The organism is Quyinboa sediminis (assembly GCF_042219855.1).
Lineage (GTDB): Bacteria > Bacteroidota > Bacteroidia > Bacteroidales > UBA5342 > JBHJHP01.
In genome coordinates this window covers 456,924-479,101 of the sequence record NZ_JBHJHP010000002.1, presented here as the reverse complement: position 1 = coordinate 479,101, position 22,178 = coordinate 456,924, and the positions used below count along the sequence as shown (strand labels likewise).

General features: G+C 40.9%; 17 protein-coding genes. 6 read left to right on the top strand and 11 right to left on the bottom strand.

Annotated elements, in window-relative coordinates; translation table 11 throughout:
- Positions 1–4 precede the first annotated feature (4 nt).
- The 4 genes from ACE1EF_RS07165 to ACE1EF_RS07150 all read left to right on the top strand — a co-directional run bounded on the left by ACE1EF_RS07165 (position 5) and on the right by ACE1EF_RS07150 (position 5,568).
- On the top strand, positions 5–1,384 hold the full coding sequence (locus ACE1EF_RS07165; RefSeq protein WP_375719951.1) for an MGH1-like glycoside hydrolase domain-containing protein: 1,380 nt from the start codon (positions 5–7) through the stop codon (positions 1,382–1,384).
- Positions 1,385–1,885: 501 nt separating this feature from the next.
- The gene (locus ACE1EF_RS07160) at positions 1,886–3,478 is read left to right on the top strand and encodes a SulP family inorganic anion transporter (protein ID WP_375719950.1); all 1,593 of its coding nucleotides are present in this window, start codon (positions 1,886–1,888) and stop codon (positions 3,476–3,478) included.
- A 374-nt stretch (positions 3,479–3,852) separates the two neighbouring features.
- A complete protein-coding gene (locus tag ACE1EF_RS07155) occupies positions 3,853–4,563 on the top strand; it encodes a CPBP family intramembrane glutamic endopeptidase (RefSeq protein WP_375719949.1) in 711 nt (236 codons plus the stop codon).
- Between the two features lie 15 nt (positions 4,564–4,578).
- Positions 4,579–5,568, top strand: a complete 990-nt coding sequence (locus ACE1EF_RS07150; protein WP_375719948.1) for an SDR family oxidoreductase — start codon at positions 4,579–4,581, stop codon at positions 5,566–5,568.
- On the opposite strand, the gene ACE1EF_RS07145 is transcribed toward ACE1EF_RS07150, so the two are convergent.
- The 5 genes from ACE1EF_RS07145 to ACE1EF_RS07125 all read right to left on the bottom strand — a co-directional run bounded on the left by ACE1EF_RS07145 (position 5,565) and on the right by ACE1EF_RS07125 (position 10,227).
- On the bottom strand, positions 5,565–6,398 hold the full coding sequence (locus ACE1EF_RS07145) for an SDR family NAD(P)-dependent oxidoreductase (protein WP_375719947.1): 834 nt from the start codon (positions 6,396–6,398) through the stop codon (positions 5,565–5,567). The two genes, ACE1EF_RS07150 and ACE1EF_RS07145, sit on opposite strands and share 4 nt — an antisense overlap.
- Before the next feature lie 117 nt (positions 6,399–6,515).
- Positions 6,516–7,406 carry a methyltransferase domain-containing protein gene (locus ACE1EF_RS07140; RefSeq protein WP_375719946.1) on the bottom strand — a complete coding sequence of 297 codons (891 nt, stop codon included), beginning with the start codon at positions 7,404–7,406 and terminating at the stop codon, positions 6,516–6,518.
- 11 nt (positions 7,407–7,417) lie between these two features.
- Positions 7,418–8,242: an SDR family NAD(P)-dependent oxidoreductase gene (locus tag ACE1EF_RS07135; protein WP_375719945.1), complete on the bottom strand. Its 825-nt coding sequence runs from the start codon at positions 8,240–8,242 to the stop codon at positions 7,418–7,420.
- Between the two features lie 17 nt (positions 8,243–8,259).
- Positions 8,260–8,919, bottom strand: a complete 660-nt coding sequence (locus ACE1EF_RS07130) for an SRPBCC family protein (protein WP_375719944.1) — start codon at positions 8,917–8,919, stop codon at positions 8,260–8,262.
- A gap of 309 nt (positions 8,920–9,228) precedes the next feature.
- A complete protein-coding gene (locus ACE1EF_RS07125; RefSeq protein ID WP_375719943.1) occupies positions 9,229–10,227 on the bottom strand; it encodes a hypothetical protein in 999 nt (332 codons plus the stop codon).
- A gap of 319 nt (positions 10,228–10,546) precedes the next feature.
- On the opposite strand from ACE1EF_RS07125, the gene ACE1EF_RS07120 reads away from it, so the two are divergent.
- Positions 10,547–12,298, top strand: coding sequence for an ABC transporter ATP-binding protein (locus ACE1EF_RS07120; protein WP_375719942.1), 1,752 nt, complete (start codon positions 10,547–10,549; stop codon positions 12,296–12,298).
- The gene (locus ACE1EF_RS07115; RefSeq protein WP_375719941.1) at positions 12,255–14,048 is read left to right on the top strand and encodes an ABC transporter ATP-binding protein; all 1,794 of its coding nucleotides are present in this window, start codon (positions 12,255–12,257) and stop codon (positions 14,046–14,048) included. Before ACE1EF_RS07120 ends, ACE1EF_RS07115 begins: the two co-directional genes overlap by 44 nt.
- Before the next feature lie 4 nt (positions 14,049–14,052).
- Here the strand turns inward: ACE1EF_RS07115 and ACE1EF_RS07110 are convergent, their stop codons facing one another.
- Genes ACE1EF_RS07110 through ACE1EF_RS07085 form a run of 6 tightly spaced genes read right to left on the bottom strand, consistent with a single transcriptional unit; the run spans position 14,053 to position 22,169 of the window.
- Positions 14,053–14,634, bottom strand: a complete 582-nt coding sequence (locus ACE1EF_RS07110) for an HD domain-containing protein (RefSeq protein WP_375719940.1) — start codon at positions 14,632–14,634, stop codon at positions 14,053–14,055.
- Complete coding sequence (locus tag ACE1EF_RS07105; RefSeq protein WP_375719939.1) at positions 14,631–15,596, bottom strand: YitT family protein; 966 nt, start codon at positions 15,594–15,596, stop codon at positions 14,631–14,633. The genes ACE1EF_RS07110 and ACE1EF_RS07105 overlap by 4 nt, the downstream gene beginning before the upstream one ends.
- Entirely contained in the window at positions 15,596–16,636 is a 1,041-nt protein-coding gene (locus tag ACE1EF_RS07100) for an adenylate/guanylate cyclase domain-containing protein (protein WP_375719938.1), read from the bottom strand. Before ACE1EF_RS07100 ends, ACE1EF_RS07105 begins: the two co-directional genes overlap by 1 nt.
- A gap of 1 nt (position 16,637) precedes the next feature.
- Positions 16,638–17,012: a response regulator gene (locus ACE1EF_RS07095; protein WP_375719937.1), complete on the bottom strand. Its 375-nt coding sequence runs from the start codon at positions 17,010–17,012 to the stop codon at positions 16,638–16,640.
- Positions 17,009–20,698: a sensor histidine kinase gene (locus ACE1EF_RS07090; RefSeq protein WP_375719936.1), complete on the bottom strand. Its 3,690-nt coding sequence runs from the start codon at positions 20,696–20,698 to the stop codon at positions 17,009–17,011. Before ACE1EF_RS07090 ends, ACE1EF_RS07095 begins: the two co-directional genes overlap by 4 nt.
- Before the next feature lie 4 nt (positions 20,699–20,702).
- Positions 20,703–22,169: a sensor histidine kinase gene (locus ACE1EF_RS07085; protein WP_375719935.1), complete on the bottom strand. Its 1,467-nt coding sequence runs from the start codon at positions 22,167–22,169 to the stop codon at positions 20,703–20,705.
- Between the last annotated feature and the right edge of the window lie 9 nt (positions 22,170–22,178).

Below are 22,178 nucleotides of genomic sequence, written 5' to 3'. Positions count from 1 at the left end.
TAAAATGATTAGAAGCTTAGCCATATTATTGGGATTATGCTTTCTGAATCTTGCATATTGTCAGATGCCGGAACGGAATACTGCTAATATTGAAAAATACAAACAGATCTGTCGCGACAATATTTACAGCGAAATGAAGGGCATGTACCGGGAAGCAGGAGGCGCACTTAAGTTTCCGTTTCTCGCACCCGGAAGTAATCAGTACCTGGATATGTTATGGGACTGGGATTCCTGGCTCAGTGATGTGGCATTACGACAGATCCTGCTGGAAAACGGAACAGAAAAGGACCGGAAACAAGCATTGAAATATGAGCAGGGTTGTGTTTTGAATTCCCTGAGTTATGGCGGCATGGATGGCTGGATCCCTATCTGGATTGAACGCAGTGCACCATCACGGAACGAAATGCTTCAAGGGGTGAATGCATATAAACATAACATGCATAAGCCTACCCTGGCTCAGCATGCAGCATTTATTGTACAGAACATGGATGGTGATGCCGAATGGTTGCGGGATGACTTTTATACCCTGCAGGCTTTTGTGGACAGATACCTCAATTTTCAGAGGCATAAAGCAACGGGATTGATGTACTGGGAAACTGACGAAGCTATTGGCGTGGATAATGATCCGAGCACGTTCTACAGACCGGATGAAAGTTCCGGCTCTGTCTTTTTAAATGCGTTGATGTATAAAGAGCTGAAAGCTATGGTTTATCTTGCGGAGTGTCTGAATCTTGGGGAGATAGCAGGTTACTACGAAAAAGAAGCTAACGTTCTTTCTGACCGGATCAGGGAACATTGCTGGGATCCTCGCGATGGTTTTTATTACAGTGTGGATCTGAACCTAAAACCGGTAGTAAAACCTGACGATGCAGATGCTAAAGCAGGAAAGCTTATTTTTCATGTGGGCCAGCCACGGACCTACGATTGTCTGATTCAAAGGCTAAGTATCTGGAGCGGATTTATGGCCATGTGGGCAGGCATAGCCACGCCGGATCAGGCTGAACAAATGGTCGAAAAACACTTTCATGATACAACATCGTACAATGCACCGGCAGGAATCAGAACACTCTCTCCGCTTGAAAAGATGTATGATACAAGAGCTAGTGGAAATCCTTCGTCATGGCTGGGACCGATTTGGATTAATGTCAATTACCTGGTATTCCGTGGTTTGGTGGAGTATGGCTATGATGAGGAAGCGAAGGAACTGGCTGAGAAAACTATTTTGCTGTTGGGACGTGACTTTGAACGGTTTGGGGCACTTCATGAATATTACCTGCCCGACAATGGTGAGCCTGTTTTAAATAAGGGGTTTCAGAACTGGAACTTTCTGGTACTGAACATGGCTGCCTGGCTGGACGGAAAAGATATAATTAAAGAGTTTTAATTAACCGTAAATTGAAGAATTTCAGATGTGCTCCGTAGGAGTGCCGGTATGGTATAAATGTTTGCAGGAACAAAAAACTGAGCCCGTTAAGGGCGAAAGAATTTATAGCAATGTTTGCATTACATCATGTATCATTCGTTTGTCTTTCGCACCTACGGTGCTCTACCTTACTATCTGGATCTACGGCTACCATACTTTCGGACCTACGGCCCTCTTTTTCTATAGTTTAATTGATCTCTACGCATATTCTTTTTAGTTAAACGAATATAGAGGTATTACAAAAGTGCTCCGTAGGAGTGCCTGTATGGTAGAAATGTTTGCAGGAATTAAAACCGGAGCCCGATAAGGGCGAAAGAAAAACTTCAACGTGAATTAACTTTTAACCGGTATCTACTTCTTTATCAAAGGATAAACATGCTTGAAAATGGCGGCATGTTACGGAAAATATATTTTATAACATAATTATCTTACTTTTGCGGCTCATTTAAAAAAGCGCAAGGTTTGGATTTTAAGTTTATTGATAAGAAAAGAGGCAACGTAAAAGACGATATATTTTCCGGTTTAACTGTAGCACTGGCATTGGTTCCTGAAGCCATAGCATTTTCGTTTGTGGCCGGTATTTCGCCTATAATCGGGTTGTACGGTGCCTTTATGATGGGGCTGGTTACATCAGTTATAGGTGGTCGGCCCGGGATGATATCCGGAGCCACAGGCGCACTTGCGGTTGTAATGGTTCACCTGGTAAAAGAGGGGAATGCCATGGGTGATCCGGGCATGAACATGGGGCTGCAGTACCTTTTTGCCACCTTGATTCTGGCGGGGATGATTCAGATGAGCGCCGGCTTTTTAAAACTGGGGAAGTTTATCCGTATGGTGCCGCATCCGGTTATGATGGGTTTTGTGAATGGCCTTGCAACAGTTATTTTCCTTTCGCAGTTAAATATGTTTAAGATTGGTGGTGAGTGGTTGAGTGGTTCATCATTATATATTATGCTTGGTCTGGTTTTACTGACGATGGGGATTATGTTTTTCCTGCCTCGTCTGAGTAAGAAACTTCCGGCTGCTCTTATCGGCATTATCGTTGTTTCTGCTGTGGTCATTGTGGCTAAAATTGATACTCCGACAGTTAAATCCTTTATCATCTCCGGGGGCGGAACAGGCATAAAAGCCGGCCTTCCAACATTCAGCATTCCGGTCATTCCGTTTAATTTTGAAACGCTGAAATTTATCTTCCCGTATGCCTTGATCCTTGCGTTGATCGGGCTTATAGAATCCTTAATGACCCTTCAGCTTGTTGACGAGCTGACCGAAACAAGAGGAAGTGGTAATCGCGAATGTGTGGCTCAGGGAGCAGCCAATATGGTGAATGGCTTGTTTGGTGGAATGGGGGGCTGTGCCATGATTGGGCAGAGCATTATTAACATCAAATCAGGTGGGCGAATGCGTTTGTCGGGGATTGTAGCAGCCGTGGCACTGCTCATATTCATCCTGTTTGCTTCAGGTTTTATCGAAATGATCCCGATTGCAGCTCTCACCGGTGTAATGTTTATGGTGGTATTCGGAACATTTGCGTGGAGTACATTCAAAATTATCGGAAAGGTACCCTGGTCCGACTTTTTTGTCATTTTGCTGGTGACGGTGTTAACCGTTATTTTCGATCTGGCCATTGCCGTATTTGCAGGCGTTATTGTATCAGCACTGGTGTTTGCCTGGGACAACGCAAAGCGCATCCGTGTAAGGAAGCGGTTCGATGAACGCGGAGTGAAGCATTATGAGGTTTGGGGACCTCTGTTCTTCGGGTCAACAACCCTTTTTAATTCAAAGTTTGATGTTGAAAATGATCCTGATGAGGTCATCATTGATTTCAGGGAATCGCGTATTATTGATCAGTCTGCCATTGAAGCTATAAATAAGATCGCCGAAAACTATCTGAAAAAAGGAAAAATAATTCACCTCAGGCATCTGTCAAAAGATTGTGTGAACCTGATCGACAAGGCTCAGAACATCTGTGATGTAAACGTTCTGGAAGATCCGGATTATTTTCTGGCTATTGATAATTACCGGCAGAAAATGCAGGCGCTGGGAAAGGTCTGAACAATTATCATTGCAATAGGATCCGGATGGCTCTTTAATTTCCATCAGTTTGAGTTATAGTAAAACGGACAGAGATGCGCAGATATGATTAGCCAGGGATAAGGATCCCTTTTAGCCAAAGCAGAGGAAAATAGATCAATAGAAAAATCTCGCCAGAACCACATATTCTGGGCATTGTTTGTTGCTGGTTCAGTACGTGGATCGTAGGAGGTTTTTATATTCTTGTTGCTCTTATTTGGCTCATTCCGGATAAGCGAATAGAGAAATCTGTTTCATGATGCCGTAAAATTTGCTCAGATCTGTATCAATTATTTCCCTGAACCCGATTATTTCAATAAATTTGGATGTATTCACCCCCGTTTAACAGGTTAATTATGAAATCAGAAACTGTTAACCAACAGGAATTTTTGTATGTCATCCTTGCTTCACTAATCCTGCTGATTGTCTATTCTGTTGCTTACATAGCGATTAACAGATATGCACAAAAGCACAGTGATAAAAGCAACGAGTTATTAATATATCTTCAGCGACTGACCGGTGTTATCTCATTTGGGGTGGTTCCTGTAATTGTTGTTCAGCAGGTGTTGGATACAGATATTAGGGATTATGGCTATTTACTTTCAAAACCATATAGTTCCCTTATCTGGCTGGGTATTCTTTCGGCTATTGTGATTCCTCTGAATCTGGTTCAGGCTAAAAAGGATACTAACCTGGCAGCATATCCACAAATCAGGGCATCAGAATGGAACATCCGAGTCTTTTCATTGAGTGCACTGTCATGGACGGCTTATTTGCTGGCTTATGAATTCTTTTTCAGGGGATTTTTGTTTTATGCCGCACTGAGATTTACAGGTTTATACTGGGCCATAGGTATTAATGTGGTGTTATATGCGCTTGCTCATGTGCCTAAAGGCCGCTTTGAAACCATTGGAGCCATACCTTTGGGCATTTTACTTTGCATCGTGACCTATTTCACCGGATCATTCTGGGTTGCATTTGGCGTTCATGTCGTCATGGCGCTATCCAATGAATGGACATCACTATTCTATCATCGGAAACTGAAAGAGAAACCACAGACTTTATAAAAACAGCATATAAATATGAAAGTTTTTGTGACAGGAGCTACCGGTTTTATTGGCAAACAGCTGGTTACACGGTTGGTTGAAGAGGGCCATTCGGTACATGCATTATACAGAACGCCGGAAAAGAAGACAGAAATTGATATGCCGGGAGTCTTGCTTTTTCAGGGTGATATTCTGGATCAGGAATCCCTGGAAAAAGCGATGGCAGGCTGTGATGTGGTATTTCATCTGGCAGCATTTGCAAAGTTATGGGATAAGGATACGGAGAGCTGGTACAGGATCAACGTAACAGGAACCGAAAATGTGCTGGATGCGGCGCATAAAGCAGGCATCAGGCGCTTTATTCTAACCTCCACAGCCGGAAAGTACGGTCCTTCCACAGACGGAATTGTTACAGAGGCAACAAAACGGACCGTCCCTTATCTAACGGAATATGAAGAAACCAAGGATATGTCAGAACAACGTGCGCTGACATATCCCGGACGTCCTTTCGACGTGGTCATTGTCAATCCCACCCGGGTTTATGGTCCCGGTTTACTAAGCGAAAGCAATGGTGTGACGCGTATGGTTGATATGTATGTCAACGGCCGTTACAATGTGATTCCGGGTGATGGGGAGAGCGTTGGTAATTATGTGTATATTGATGATGTGGTTGAGGGGCATATTCTGGCGCTGAAAAAAGGAAAAGACAGCGAAAATTATCTTCTGGCAGGAGAAAATGCCTCATTCAATGAATTCTTTAAAATACTGGGTGAGGTATCGGGTGTACAGAAGAGGATGCTGCATCTGCCAACCGGAATTATGTCATTTGTGGCTACTCTTTTCGAGGCATGGACAAAGGTTTCAGGCAGGCCGCCTCTGATTACCAAAAAATGGTTGAAACGGTTTATGTATAACTGGAATGTATCCTGTGAGAAAGCTGAAAAAGAACTGCAGTACAAACCGGTTAACCTGGAATTTGGGTTAATAAATACGGTAAAGTGGCTGAAACATATAAAAAACAGTTAGGTCTGAGCCGATTTGCCACTGACAATTTTGGCTTTTGTCTCTTCGCTCATTTCATTTTTAATTCTCCTGGAAACCAATGGTATTAATAGGCGGGGTGGTATTATTTTAATCATCAACCAATTGATTTTATTGATAATACCCGGCACGATCACTTTTCGGCGTTTCAGAAGACTCTTTACGGCAATTTTAGCCAGTTTTTCGGGTGATTGCAGACCTGCATGTACCCACCAGCCCTGTTTTTCAATCCGACTGATGATTTCACTGTTGGTACGTATTGGTCCCGGAAAAATCACAGTGACAGAAACTCCTGTGCCACGCAATTCTTCAGATAATCCTCTTGAAAAGGAGTATATAAATGCTTTCGATGCAGGATATACGGTTTTAAAGCCAATGGGACTGAAGGCTGCCATGCTGGATATGTTCAGGATATAAGCCTTCTTATTCAGCATCAGCTGCGGCAGCAGGGTATGTGTAAGCAGGGCAACCGTTCTGATATTGATCTGAATGATCCTTTCAATGTAAGAAATTTTGGAGGTATGGAATTGTCTGGTTCCTCCTAAACCTGCATTATTCACCAGAATATCGATATGAAACGGCTTAACCCAGTTCCTGATTTGCTCTATAACTTCAGGATGCATAAAGTCGACCTCTAAAAAATGGACCTCCACATGATGCAGATTTCTGATTTGCTGACACAGCATTTCCAGTCCTTCATTTTTCAAAGAAAGGAGAAGAAGATTTTTTTTACGCTTTGCCAGTTCAATAGCTATGGCCCGGCCAAATCCCTTGCTTGCGCCGGTTACGAATGCAAATGTTTTATCAGATGTCATGAATCAATGCCTTTGTTTTAACCGCAATTACATTTATCATAATCACCATGTTTTATATTTCATATAATAAATTACGGAAATTATTACTTACCATAAAAGTGAAAGTTCAATAAATTATCAATTTAATGGTTTTCTGAATGAAATAAGGTAACCATTTCCTTTCCAGATATCCATTAATTTAACCTCCTGCATTGGCTTTGGAATCAGATGAACCGGAGGAACAACTTTTTCCTTTATCCCCGTCAGCATATTAAAATATCTACCTGCTTTTTCTGATTCATCCGCAATAACAATTTTAGTTCCCGGTTTGGCTACACGTATCATTTCTGAAATCGCTCTTTCTTTATCAGGGAACAGATTGATGGACCCCAGATGAAAAACAACATCAAAACTGTGATCCATGAATGGCAGATAGTGAGCATCTGCCTGAAATAGTTGGGCCGGGATGCGCCATTTTAATAAATTTTTCACGGAATGTTTCAGCATCTGCTGCTGGATGTCAAGCCCAAAGAATGAAAGATTTTCAGCCCGTTTATGGAGCAAACGAAAATTTTCTGCGGCACCAATTCCGGTTTCAAGAATTTTATAGTCGTTTTTTATTTCAAGCTGATCCAACACTTCCTTTTTAGCCTGCGCTACACCACCACAGACCAGAAACATCAGATTTGTTGCTGGAGTATATATTTTAGCATATTGTGTGCGTAAGAACTTATCCCAACTGCTGTGGTATTCAAGTTGTCTCTTCCCCATAAAATCGATGTAATTCCGGTTAACAGGAAATACAAGCTCACATTTCATACATTTATACTGAAAGCTGATTTCTCCATTTACGATTTGCATCATTTGCATTTGACCATTACACTCCGGGCAGCAAAAAAGATGTTCCGAACCTGGATGCAAATCCGTTAATGCTTCACTTATGATGCCGGGTTCGAGTGCGAAGGCCATGTTTTGAAAGTGATCGTTCTCTGTACCGGAAGCTGTGTTATGTTGTAAATTTGTATTCATGATGATTTAGTTTATGTCCTTATTTTTGATAGGTATTCTGAATGAAGAGTCTTTGACTTAGTTCCTTTGGAAGCCGCAAATAAGTAGTAAAGATGATCGGGAAGAAGACTTTTTATCCTATAAAGAAGTTTATTTACAGTTCCGGGAATAACAATAACGTTATGGCGGTTTAAAGCATTAAGACTGATGCGCACTACCCGTTCCGGTGTCATCCAAAAAATGCCTTTTTTCATCCATTTGGGTAGAATATTTCCGTCAATATTATCCATAAATTCGGTTTTTGTAAATCCGGGGCATAAAACCTGAACTGTAATATGCTGAGGGTTTAATCCAAGGGACAGACACTCTGAGAAAGACACAAGAAACCTTTTCGATGGTGAATAAATATAGCTGTAGTGTGCCGGCATAAATGCTGCAAGTGAAGCGACATTTATAATTTTTCCGAATCCGTTTTTCAGCATTTTGGGAACAATATGGTGCACAAGTTTTACGACAGCTGTGATATGTACCGCCAACATGTTCAGATGGGAGGTGTAATCATCGCTGAAAAAATCGGACTGGCAACCAAAACCAGCATTATTAATAAGCAGTTCCACGGTTTCAAGCCTGTTGGTCTCTTGCAGAAAAAGGTCGAGAGAATCTGAACAGCTAAGATCAGCAGTAAAACAGCTGACATTAGTCAGATAGTGTTTTTCAAGATCCGTTTTTAGCAGCATTAGTTTAGTTGTATTTCTACCGGTAAGCAAAAGTTGATAGCCGCGTCTTGCAAGTTCTCTGGCATATGCTGATCCGATACCTCCTGAGGCACCTGTGATTATTGCAACTGGTCTTTTCATGACTTTTGAATCAGGGTTTACAGGTTCTCCAGCTGAAGTTTTAATCTGGAGAGATTGTTAAAGTATTCCCGTTTGATTACAGGCTCCTGTATCCAAAGCGGAAAAAGAGGCGGTTCATCTGAAAAGGTGGTAAATATTATTTTTGTTGAAGCCGTACTGATTTTTTCAATGTTCCATGTTGCCCGGTATACTTTAATTCTTACAATACCCGGATATTCAGTGCCGCTTTCAGAACTGACAACAGATATTACCGTACGGTTTTCATTGATAGGGTAAACATTGTACAATGCAATAACATCCCGGTTATCCAGGGGCCATGGCAGTTGAAAAACGATATGCTTCAATGTTAAGCTTTCAGATTCAGATCCTGCAGGTTCAACAACCGTGACGCTCTTCATCCAATCCTTTATGGTATGAGTCTGTCCCAGATAGCTTACCGTTTTTGTATAGTTGCAGTCCAGGATCATTTCTCCTTTACGTTCTCTTACGTTAAGTTCATTACTTAATTTTATCCAGCGTTCAAACAGCCGGATACCGTTTTTATCTTTTACACAGTTCCAGTCAGAGATGACATTCAGATTGATCTGTTCACCTTCAGGTTTCGTTGCAGAGGGAACGGTAGCGAACCAGAACCTGTAGATTAAAAAAAGCAGGATTAACATGACTTTGAGTTTCATATTAGAGGTTTTTAAATTCACATGACATAAAATTTCTGCAGAGTGCTTTTCCTTTTCGGAAAACGGAGCGATGATTAATAATCCGGAGTTAAATAATCATTTACATCGTAAAGGTATCGCTGTTGTAAAGGATAGAAAAAGCTGTTTCGAAAACGAATTGAACAGATTTTGCAGGCGCTAATAATTACTGCATGATTCGTCTGAAGATGTTGCAGATTTTGCAAGGTTTTATTTCACCAGGGTATTAAAGCAGCAATATGAGCAATAAGTTGTATTGAAATAAGATAGATCTGTAATTTTATCCTGACCCTAAATACTCTGGCGGAATTTCAGAATGGCATTAAGTTGTTCATTAAAGAACCGGTTACGTTCCTTTTCACCGGATTGACTGATAAGATTTGATATCCGTATCAGGCCGTTGAAATGGTTTTTAATTTCATTACAGAAGGGCTGATTATTTGTTTGTAGCAAGCTTAATACGTTAAACGTAATGTAGGAGAATAAGCCTTTATCATGTTTTACGAGAATTGTATTATCGTTTAAAACAACTTCGTTACAATACATTTTAAAATAGTCGGGTAGCCCTTCAGGTTCTTCACCTGATTTAAACAGGAATCCGTATTCGGCCTGCCGCTGGATATGTTTTATCCATTTTTCCGCCTTGTCCAGTAAATTCAGCAAATCATCCTTCGAATCAAATAAACCCGAAATCCAGTAGTATTCAATCTGGTTCAACAACATTCGAAAGGTATCTTTATTCCAGATTTCAGTTATTGGTGTTTTGGATGCTATGGTCAGCGAATCAAACCCTCTTTTATAGGTTGATTCAGAAAAATCCTTTAAACTGAATTTGTGGGTTTCATGATTTGGAAATCTGAAGAGTGTTTTCTCCCAGAAGAACACTTTAAATGCGGCTATTTCAGGTAAATGAAAGTATTGGTATATGGGTGGATCCTTGGCTGCATAAATGAGTTCACAACCTTTTAGGGCATGAATTTTTCTTAGGTCGTTATAAATTTTATCCAGCCAGTCGCTCACAACAAATTTTTCAGGATGCAGATGCGTACTGTTAAAAGTAACATTTGCGGAATAAGGATTTAGGATCTCATCGACAGATATATTGAACCTGCTGTTCAGGCTGGCCAGTTCTTCCAGAGTCAGAGGTTTTTCTCCTCTTATTCTGCGGTATGCACTGTCTGTACTTACTTGTAAAGCATTGGCAACTTCATGAACAAGTGAGATATTATCAGGTAAAATTTCTTTTACACGGTTAAAGATATCCTGTTGTATCTGAGAGGTGCTGTTCATAGATATAAAATTAGGGAAATTTTGATAAAAAATAATAAAAAATATGAATGTAATTGTCAGCCTTACAGAGCCTTATTTTAATGTCAGCGGCGAAGGGGAGTGTTCTGATTCGATCACGAAATTTACTATAAATACCGCCCAAAATCCATTGCCGGTTTTTTAAGGTAATGGCTGGTCTGAACTTTTTCCGTTTATAATGAGTTTTATCTGCTGATACTTGCTGACTAAAATTGTAATTCCTCAGGAAATCCTGCATTAATTCCGGTTTTTTCCATTAATTAGCCGGATTTTTAAATTTACGTAGAAGAATTTCATGCAGATGAGATCGGGCAAAAACAGGAATAAAGGAAAAAAAGGCAGTTCAAATATATTTGGATTGCTAAAACCATATAAACTCCTCATCGTTCTGTTGGTGATATTTACACTGATCAGTAACGGTGCGAATCTGATTATTCCCAAGATTATATCTTACGGTATTGATGCCTATTCAGGTGGCGGCTATGATATTCACAAAATCATCTTTTATTTTATGCTTGCTGCAGTACTGATTTTTTTATTTTCAGTATTTCAATCCATTACACAGGCATATACTGCAGAACGTGTTGCTATGAATCTGAGGAATAAATTGTCTGATAAAATTTCACAGCAAAGTTTTGCTTTTATCCAGGACTCCAATCCATCTAAGCTCCTCACCAACCTGACTTCTGATATGGATTCGTTAAAAATGTTTGTCGCACAGGGCGTCACAAACATTGTCTCCTCTGTATTTATGATTATCGGTATCTGTATTCTGTTGCTGACGATTAACTGGGAGCTGGCTATTCCTGTTATTCTGGCTATTCCTGTTATCGGAATAACGTTTTTTATTATTCTGAAAAAAGTCAGGGTCTATTTTAAACGGAGCAGAGAAGTCATTGACTGGCTTAACAAGGTGATCAATGAAAGCATACTGGGATCAGCCATAATAAGGGTATTGAATTCACAACAGCATGAGTACCGAAAGTTTCTGGAAGCAAACAGCGAAGCCAGGGATATTGGGATTTCTATAGTTACCTTATTTGCAACACTCATTCCCATCATCACCTTTGTGGCAAACCTGGCAACACTGACCATTCTTGCATTGGGTGGTCATTTTGTGATTAACAGCAAGCTTACACTGGGGGAATTTGCAGCATTCAACAGCTATGTAACCATCCTTGTGTTTCCGATTATTGTGATTGGTTTTATGAGTAACCTGATTGCACAGGCATCGGCATCTTATGAACGCATTGATAAGGTTTTAAAAGTTCCGGATAAAACGGATACGGGACATATTGAAACCAAACTGAATGGCGATATACGTCTTAAAAATGTTTCGGTTTTTTACGACGATAAGGCTGCCCTGAAGAATGTAACTTTTTCGGTTAAGCCGGGCACGCGTACAGCGGTTATCGGGCCTACAGCGGCAGGAAAGAGTCAGCTTTTGTACCTGCTTACCGGTCTTATAAATTGTGATGCGGGAACTGTGGAGTTCGATGGGAATAATATTGCCGCATATAAAAAAAGTATTTTTCATCAGCAGCTTGGGTTTGTTTTTCAGGACAGCGTTATGTTTCATATGAGTTTGCGGGAGAATATTGCTTTCAGTGATCTGGTAACCGATGCATCCCTGGAAAAAGCGATCAGTACAGCTGAGCTAAGAGACTTCATCAACACCTTGCCTGATAAACTTGATACCCTTGTTTCTGAACGGGGAACCAGTCTCTCCGGTGGACAAAAACAACGTATTATGCTGGCCAGAGCTTTAGCCCTGAATCCGGAAATCCTTCTTTTGGATGATTTTACGGCCAGGGTTGATCAACAGACAGAGCAAAAAATACTGAAAAATGTGTACGATAATTATCCCGGTATCACATTGATAACGGTAACCCAGAAGATTAATCCGGTTAAGGATTTTGACCAGATTGTTTTACTGATGGAAGGAGAAGTTGTGGCAACCGGTAAGCATGAGGAACTTTTAAAAACATGTCCGGAATACATTCAGATTTATGAATCTCAGAAAAGCACCAGCCATTATGAATTACAATCTTAATACACCAGACGGAGCAGAAAACAAAAAGCAGAAGGTGCGTTTCAGTTCGCTGAAAAGTTTGGTGGGGCATATGGTAGAGGAGAAGAAAACGTTGCTTATAGCTTTTATCGCTATGCTGGTAACGGCAGTTCTCAGTCTGACAGGTCCGATGATTATCGGATATACAATTGATCACTACGTGCAGACGAAACAGTTTCATGGTGTTTTAGTGTTCAGTGGTATCCTTTTGCTTATGTACATTGTGGCACTCTTTTCAGGATATTTGCGTACAAGACTAATGGGATCGGTAGGACAACGCATGTTGTTTACACTGAGAAACGCTGTTTTTACTAAACTTCAGGAACTGCCATATGATTTTTTTAATCAGAACAAGGCCGGGGATCTGATTTCCCGAATTAACAATGATACCGATAAGGTAAACCAGTTTTTCTCACAATCTCTCATGCAGTTTCTCATGTCAGTCCTGATTATGATCGGATCCGGTATTTTTCTGTTGTCCATTAACTTCCGCCTGGGTGCTGCAGCCCTGTCTCCGGCTATTCTCATCTGGGTATTCACCAAATTTGTATCACCCTGGGTTAAAAAAAAGAATTCAGAAAGTCTTAAAACAACCGGGTTCCTGAGTTCAGAAGTACAGGAAAGCCTGAATAATTTTAAGGTAATTGTAGCCTTCAACCGGAGAGATTATTTCAGAGAACGATTTAAAAAGGCAAACCGTAAAAACTACTCGGCTTCAGTCAAAGCTGGAATTGCCAACGCTTTATTTATGCCGGTCTATACCATCCTGTCCAATATCGGGATGCTAATTGTACTGACATACGGAATTTATCTTATTTCTCAGGGCAGTTTTACCATTGGTTTCCTGATTAGTTTTATTGCATATGTTACCAGTTTTTACAATCCGTTAAGACAGCTGGCATCTCTTTGGGCCAGTTTTCAGCTGGCACTTGCAGCATGGGAACGTATACAGAAGATTCTGGCCCTCGAGAGTAATATGAAGCGCGTATCCGGTGGTAAAAAGAAAGAAACGGACTCGTTCCTGACATTTACAGATGTTACTTTTACATATCCTAACGGGACTAAAGTTCTTAAGCGAATCAATTTTAATTTGCAAAGGGGAAAAACCTACGCATTTGTCGGACCTACAGGAGGTGGCAAAACCACAACAGCTTCTCTCATTTCGCGCCTTTACGATCCGACTGAGGGACAGGTTTTACTCGACGGGACAGACATTCGGTCCTATTCCGAAGCAGAACGGATGAAAAAAATCGGTTTCATACTTCAGGATCCTTTTATGTTCAGTGGTACCATAAGGGACAATATTTTATATGGGAATGAGGAATACAGTGGAATGGACAACAATAAACTGGCCGGAATATTCCGGGAGAGTGGTTTGGAAAAACTTTTGGAGCGGTTTGACAACGGGCTTGAGACCAGGGTGGATATTTCTGAAAATGGCATAAGCCTTGGACAGAAGCAAATTATTGCATTCATGCGGGCTATCCTGCGTAAACCGGAACTGTTGATTCTGGATGAAGCCACGGCAAATATCGATACCGTTACGGAACAAATGCTGGATGAAATCATTCAGAAACTGCCTGAGTCAACCACAAAGGTCATTATTGCGCACCGTCTGAATACCATTGCCAATGCCGATGTTATCTATTTTGTAAATACCGGTGAAATAACAAGAGCCGGTTCGCTTAACGATGCCATTGACATGCTGATGCACGGAAATATGGCGAGTTAAATAATCAGGGTTGAGCTTTGAGTAGTTCTTCCAGATGTTGTTGTTTTACAGGTTCCCTGTATCTTTTGGCATAAGGCGTATGGTAGCTGTGGTTTTGCAGGAATGTAATCTGCATTGCATTCCATTCCTTTTCAGATCCGATAACATTCAGATTCATCAGTTCACGGAAGAGTGTTTGACTCACCGGATAAAACCGGTCGGTTCCGAGGTAGTCCAGATCTGAATCGCACAAGATACATTCCAGTATGTTCAATGGCTTCTGTGGTATTCTGGTTGCCCTGATCATGCCATTTATCCGGGCAATCTCCGGATCACTGTAATTCCATTCAGGCAGGATGTTCCGGGCAATCCGTACACTTTCTTCTTCGTGATTTATGCTGCTTACCAGGTAGCCTGTATCGTGCATCAGAGCGGCAGTTCGCAACAGGTATGCGTCAGGTGGCGGAACATGCATGCGTTTGATATATTGCTGGCAGACTTCCAGCACACTCAGGGTATGGTGAACCCTGTGATAGGTTAACTGATCTGAAAGTTCATTTTCCAGCATCCGGGTAATGTGGTGTTTCAGTCCTGCGATATTCTTCATGGGTTATTTTCTTTTTCAGCTTTGGTTCGTCTTGTTTTAACGGTTCCCAGGGGCCTGATCTTTTTCTTTCCCAGAAATCCGCCTTTTACCTCTTTTATGCTTTCTACATAGAAGAAGGCATTGGGATCAATCTGCATGATGGCTTGTTTGATGCGGTGAATTTCAAGGCGTGTGACAACGGTAACAACGATATCCACATCGTGCTTAACATGGTATGATCCGGGTAAATAGCCCCGTTCACCTTTATACACAGTTATGGCTTTCCCGAATTCGTTTACAATCTGGTTCTTCACCTCTTCATACTCCTTCGAAATGATGGTGAGCGCTGTAAATTCCTCAAACCCGTCCACAACATAATCCGATGTCTTCATGGCGGTATAGTACACCAGGATGGAATACATAGCCGGTTCAATACCGAACTCGATGGCAGCAGTCAAAATGACCAGTGAATTGAACAACATGATGATCTCGCTCGTCGTAAATCCAACTTTTCGTTTGGTATAGTGAGCAATGATTTCCAAACCATCCACAACGCCACCTCCACGGATAACCAGGCCAATGCCAAGGCCCATGAGGAATCCGCCAAATACGGCGATCAAAAGTTTGTCCTGCGTTACCGTAGGTATATTCAGTACCAGCATTAAAGCGGCCATCAGCAAAATGGCAATCAGGGACTGCACAGCAAATGTTTTACCGATTTTTCTGTAACCCAGGTAAATAAAAGGCAGGTTGATCACGATCAGTAGGATGCTGAAATTGATTTTAAATACCAGGTTAAATAATATCGATACTGCCGTAACACCGCCATCCAGGAATTTATTGGGGATCATAAAGCCCTTTAATGCCACAACCGAAATAAATACGCCGATAATGGTTGTTAGCATGGACTGCAATGAAAATATGGATTTCCAGTCGATACGGTTTTTCTTACTTTTTAGTTGTGTCTTATTTTTTTTACCCATTACTCTATTACTTCGTAGGTTACCATCGTTTTAGCTTTATTTTTCAGGCTGAGTTCACCATTTTGTTTACAGTTAAAAAATTCCCTGATCTTTTCATATGAGTTTTCACTGATAAGAATCTGTCCCGGCCCGGCTGATGCCTGCAAACGTTGTGCAACATTTACTGTGTCTCCAATAACGGTGTAATCCAATCGTTTAAGGCTGGATGAACCGATGTTTCCGGAGACCATTTCACCGCTGTTAATCCCGATAGATACGCTGGGTTTAAACGTGACATGTTCGGATACTTCAGGCAGGTCCGCTATTTTATTTCTTACCGCCAGACAGGCATCAATAGCACGGTCCATGTGATAATCACCACGAAAAACAGCCATAATGGCATCGCCAATAAACTTATCCACGAATCCGCCCTGGCTGATAATCTCTTTTACCATGATATCAAAATAGCTGTTCAGCAGTTCCACTACCGTATCCGGTTGTTCATTTTCACTGATTGAGGTAAATCCACAGATATCTATAAATGCCACGGCTGCTTCAATGGTTTCATTGGTCATGATAGATGATTCAAATTCTTTGGTATCCATGAAGTTAAGCACTGTTTCATCCACATACATTTTCAGGATATTGTTCTCTTTGATTGCCCGTAACGTTTCTCTGACCTGGGTCACCTGTTTTATGGTTTTCTCAAGGGTTATCTCCAGGTCCTTAAAATCGACCGGTTTGGTTATAAAGTCGAACGCTCCCCGGTTCATAGCTGTACGTATATTATCCATATCACCATAAGCAGATATAATGACGGACTTTAATACAGAGTGTTGTTCTGCCAGTTTGCTCAACAGGGTTAACCCATCCATCTCAGGCATATTAATGTCGCTCAGCACAATGTCAACATCGGGATTATTTTTCAACTGCTCCAGTGCCTTCACCCCATTTATGGCGAACACGAAATCATATACCTTGTCTCTGATCTGTTTCCTGAATTTCTGCTTGACCAGAATTTCCAAATCAGCTTCGTCGTCTACAACTAAAATCTTTGTCATACTACAATGTTTTAATTTTTTCCTTCAATGAACCAAAATCAACCGGCTTGGTCAGGAAGTCATCTGCACCAAGCTCCATAGCTTTCCTGTAGTTTTCATCATCACCGTACGCCGTAATCATCATGACTGTTGGTGGTGGTTCATGCATTTTTTGCTTAATTTTTGCCAGCAACTCCAGACCGCTCATACCAGGCATATTGATATCCGAAAGAATTAATATGGCTTCGTGCCTGTAATGTTCTATTTGCTGAAGTGCTTCTTCACCCGAATAGGCAAAGACAAATTCAATCTCACCTGATCTGATCTCCTTTCTGAACCTTTGCTGAAACAAGGGTTGAATATCCTTTTCATCGTCTACTACTAATATCTTTCTCATTTTAATACAGGTATTATGATTATAAACTCTGTTCCTTCACCTTCTTTTGAATTTACTTTGATCTCTCCTTTATGCCCTTTTGTTATGATATCATAACTCATGCTTAGCCCAAGACCGGTACCCTGGCCGGCAGGTTTGGTGGTAAAAAAGGGCTGGAAAATTTTTTCAATGACTCTTTCAGGAATACCATTTCCATTATCCTTCACCATGATTTCAGCCCTGTTACCGGTATATTTCGTGCTAACTATGACCATTGGCTTATAAGCTTCCGGACGCATTTTCTTTTTATCGGTAACCGCAAAAAATGCATTGTTAATCAGATTTATCAGGACCCTGCCAATATCCTGCGGAACGATTTTTATTTCAGGCATATCAGGATCAGAATCCAACCTGAAATCAGCATTAAAGGATTTGTCTTTGGCCCGTAATCCATGATAGGAGAGACGGAGGTACTCGTCGGCCAGAGCATTGATGTCTGTGAGTTCTTTCTGTCCGCTGTTACCACGGCTGTGCAGCAGCATATTTTTAACGATGGCATCAGCCCGTTTACCATGTGAAATAATTTTTCCTTCGTTGTCTTCAATGTCTTTAGCCAGTAATTTAACTTCATCAAAATTTTTATTGTCAATCTCTTCCTTCATTTCAGCAATGAGTTCTTTGTTTACCTCTGAAAAATTATTGACAAAGTTCAGGGGATTCTGAATCTCATGTGCGATACCGGCAGTGAGTTCTCCAAGCGAAGCCATTTTTTCAGACTGTACCAGCTGGTCCTGCGTTGCCTTGAGCTCATTATAGGCTTTTTCAATTTCTTTTGCCTGAGCCAGCTCTTTTTCGCGCGACCTTTCTCTTTCTTTCTTAAGTAAGCGGCGTCTCTGAACTCTGTCGATTATGATGATAAGACCAATGAACAAGAGGAGATAAAGACCATATGCCGGCCATGTAAACCACCATGGCGGAAGGATGGTGAATCTGTATACGGCAGGCTCACTCCATACACCATTAAATCCCCGTGTTGCTACTTTAAAGACATAATCGCCGAATCTGAGATTGTAATAATTACGTGAAACAGGCTCATTGGTTGTTCTGGACCAGTCTTTGTCTGCTCCTTCAAGAATATACCGGTAGATTATCTTATCCCTGCCTCTTATCTCCGGATTGGTGAAAGAAAAACTTAATGAATTCTGATTATACGGAAGTTTCAATCCAACCGGAAGATGAAAGTCCGGTGATATGCTATCCCATTTTATGTTATTTTCTGCATAATAACCCGAATCCGAAAACTCGCTGTTTTTTAAATAATAAGCAGTCGAATGGATATTCCATAAAGTATCAATATGACGGAATACTTTATCCTTATTTACAAGGTCATAGAAATCAGGCTTCTGATCCATAATACTGATTCCGGATATATGTACAGAAGGTTTGTTTCTGTCGATGGTGGGTTCCTGGGTTATAACAGTCATTTGCGGAGAAACACCCCACCATATCTGTCCTGATTTTGTGGTTGTGGCAACCATTTGATTGTAGTCGTTGAAAGGGAATCCATCACGTTTACCATAATTGTAGAAATGCCATATTCCGGTGCTGTCAAATGTTTCCGGTGGTCCCACAACGACCATTCCATCCTGTGATCCGATATAAATTTTCCGGTTTGATTCCGCCAGATCATACATGGTTTCAGGATAGAGCCCCTGGTGACCCGTAAAACTTGTAACTGTTTTTTTATCGGTATCGATAAGTTTAAGTCCCAAACCGCCAATCCACAGCTTATCTGAAGCAGTCCTCAACATGGCTGTATTATACTCAAGCATTGCTCCATCATCTTTTTCAAATTTCGCGATGCGGTCTTCAGCCGGATCAATTACATAAATACCGGATATTGTGCCAACCCAGAGCTTCCCGTTTTTGTGTTCCAGAAAGCCCCATACGCGGTCCATAGGTTTATCCTTGTAACGGGTCATTTTTTTAATCGATTTTTTTTGTGGATTGAACACATAGATTCCCAGATTTGACCCTAACCATAATGAACCGTCCTGTTGCTGGAAGACTGCAGAGATGAATAGTGGCATGCTGTACTCTGTCATGCGCTTGTTTTTCTTATCAAATATTGCAAACCCATTGCCTCCAGCTGCCAGTATTCTTCCGTCTTTCAACAGACATAACTGGTATCTCCTGTTGTGTGCCATGCCATTGTTTGTGGTGATCAGTTTAATTGTATTCCTTTCGGGATCATAAATATTTATCCCGTTATAGGTTCCAAGCCACATCAGGCCGTCATTATCCTCCAAGATACCCCAGACATCATTACTGGCAAGTCCGTTGTTCATATTCAGATGTTCCGGCAAGCCACCTTCAGGATCAATAATCAGCATCTTGTTTTGAGGTGTTCCAATCCACAAATTTCCATCCATGTCTGTCAGAGCACTACACGGAATTCTGCTCGTAAACATTAAAACGCCAGTAGGGATCTTTTTTAGTTGTTTTTTTTCAGGATTATGAACATAGACGGTATCATTAGCGATCACCCATATTTTCCCGGTTTGGTCCTCCACAACATCCAGGGCACTGGCATCATAAAAGCCCTGCTGATCGCTCAGGATCCGGATATTCTTTCTGTCTGCCGTTACTGAATAAGCACCTTTGGCAAATGAATTAATCCATATATCGCCTGATTTTGTTTCATAAAAATCAAATACCGGAGCGCTTTCCAATCCGTTTTCATGGTTTAAAATACGATAAGCAGTAAGATTTTTATTGATTATGTAAATCTCTTCACTGGTTCCAATCCAGATATTGTTATTCCGGTCTTTTAAGATCCCGATGTAAAAATTATTTTCTTTACCTGATTCAGGAAACGTAAAGCGTTGAATGGTTTTTTGTTTCATATCAAGTATACCAGCCTGTCCATCAAAAGCTGTAAACCATAGCTTTCCGTTGGATTCAAAATCAAGTCTTGCAAAGGGGACATCCAGTTCAATAAGCTGAACCACGCCTAAAGATGGAATTAGTTTATACATGCTACCGGCTGATGTTATTAACCAGAGATTATTTTCAGGGTCTGCTTTCATGTCAATGATGAAATCAGGATTGCCGTTGGACAGTGTAGGCAGGAAGTGATAGGTTTCAAAAAAATTCCCTTTATAACAGGCCAGTCCTCTTTCAGTGGAAATCCATATGTTGCCGGAACTGTCCATTGCTGTTTCACTGATGTAGTTTCCCGGCAAGCCTTCTTCAAGTCCCATCTGAATTATCCCCGATGTTGAACGGGGATATTGCGTTGGCAGGCTTGATTTAGTAATTACCGGTTTTGGCAGAAGGAAAGTTTTGGTTTTAAACGTATCTTTTTTTATGGTATCCATATTAAACGGATAAAGGGCTAGTTTATCCCATGTGAGAGGTATGGTTTTAAGCGGTTCTTTTTCGTCTTTAAAGGTGTTTACCGTAAATGGTTTTGATGGCAGTTTTTGTAAATCGAAGGGGTAAATTTTTTCCACCGGTGTTGTATCTCTGTCAACATCCTGCCATTCAATAGGTGTTCGTTCCGGGTAGGCAAAAGGGGTGGTAACCGGAGCAGAAAAACCTGAAGCATTTTCAGGAAAGGGAACGGTTTTGTTTTTTAAACAAGCGGTTGGGATCAATATCAACACCAGGCTTCCGATATAAAAATAAGTACTGCTCTTTTTCATTTGTTTAATTTTTTGTGTTATCCAATGGCAGAGAAACAATAAATTCTGTTCCTTCATCCTGTTTACTGTTACATGTAATCGAACCATTGTGTCCTTTTGTTATAATGTCATAGCTCAGGCTCAAGCCTAATCCGGTTCCATGACCGGTAGGCTTTGTCGTAAAAAATGGCTGGAAGATTTTTTCCTTTACGGACTCTGGAATTCCATTCCCATTGTCGGTTACACATATTTCGATTTTGTCTTTATTTTTCTTTGTGCTCACGATTACAGAAGGTTTGTAACTATCGTCCACCTTCGCTGAAGCTACGTCGGACACGGCACTTCTACTTCGCTCAGCACAGGCATAGAAAGCGTTATTTATTATGTTCAGTAAAACTCTTCCAATATCCTGCGGAACAACATTTAGTTCCGGAATTGTACGATCTGCTTCTAATTTATAATCCGCATTAAACGATTTGTCTTTTGCCCTTAAACCGTGATAGGACAAACGCAGGCATTCATCTGCCAGGGCATTCAGGTCAGTCCGTTTTTTCTGTCCTGTGCTGCCACGACTATGCTGCAGCATACTTTTTACAATGCCTTCTGCCCGCTTTCCATGATGCGATATTTTTTCAAGGTTCCCGGTGATATCTTCCAGTATTTCATTTATGGCTTTCTGGTTTCCCTTTTCCATTTCTTGTTTCAGTTCATCAATTAATTCATGGCTTACTTCCGAAAAATTATTGACGAAGTTGAGTGGATTCTGAATCTCATGTGCAATGCCTGCGGTGAGCTCACCCAACGAGGCCATTTTTTCGTTATGAATTAATTGTTTTTGGGTCAGCTGCAGATCATTAAGCGCTTTTTCAACTTTAATTTTTTCATTCGTTAATTCACTGTTTTTAATTTTCAGCATAGATTTAAACCGTTCATTATCTGTTACGAATTTCAGCAGAAGGAAAAAGCTGATGGAGGTGATAATGGCGATATTGAAAAAATAGAATACCATACGAATCTGATTGGGTATTTCTATTCTTTGTAAGGGATAGAAAATATCAACCAGAGTGGAAATAAGAACAACTGCAAGAAAGAAGAAAAAGAATAACCTGGCTGTTTTGGGGGTATGAAACATCAAAGCGCCAAGCGGGCTTAGCATCGCTGCCAGTACTACTACACTGCTTTGGTCAAAACCACCATTTAATATATGGGTCAGGGTTGGAAACAACAGGATGCCGATCAGTTGTGCACTTCTGAAAAAGTTATATTTTTTCGTCACATAATATACAAGCAGATTTACAATGGAAAAGCCAATGTAAAACATAATAGCTGTCATGGCTTTGCTAACGCCCAGAAATACATAAATAAATGAATACACCAGGCCAAAAAAAGAGGTTAATCCGACAAGTAAAATCAATATGCTTCGTCGTTGTATCTCTTCCTCCTCCAGGTGGGAATAGGCGAATATGTTTGCAAGTCTGGTTTTGTAGTTCATAATAACCAT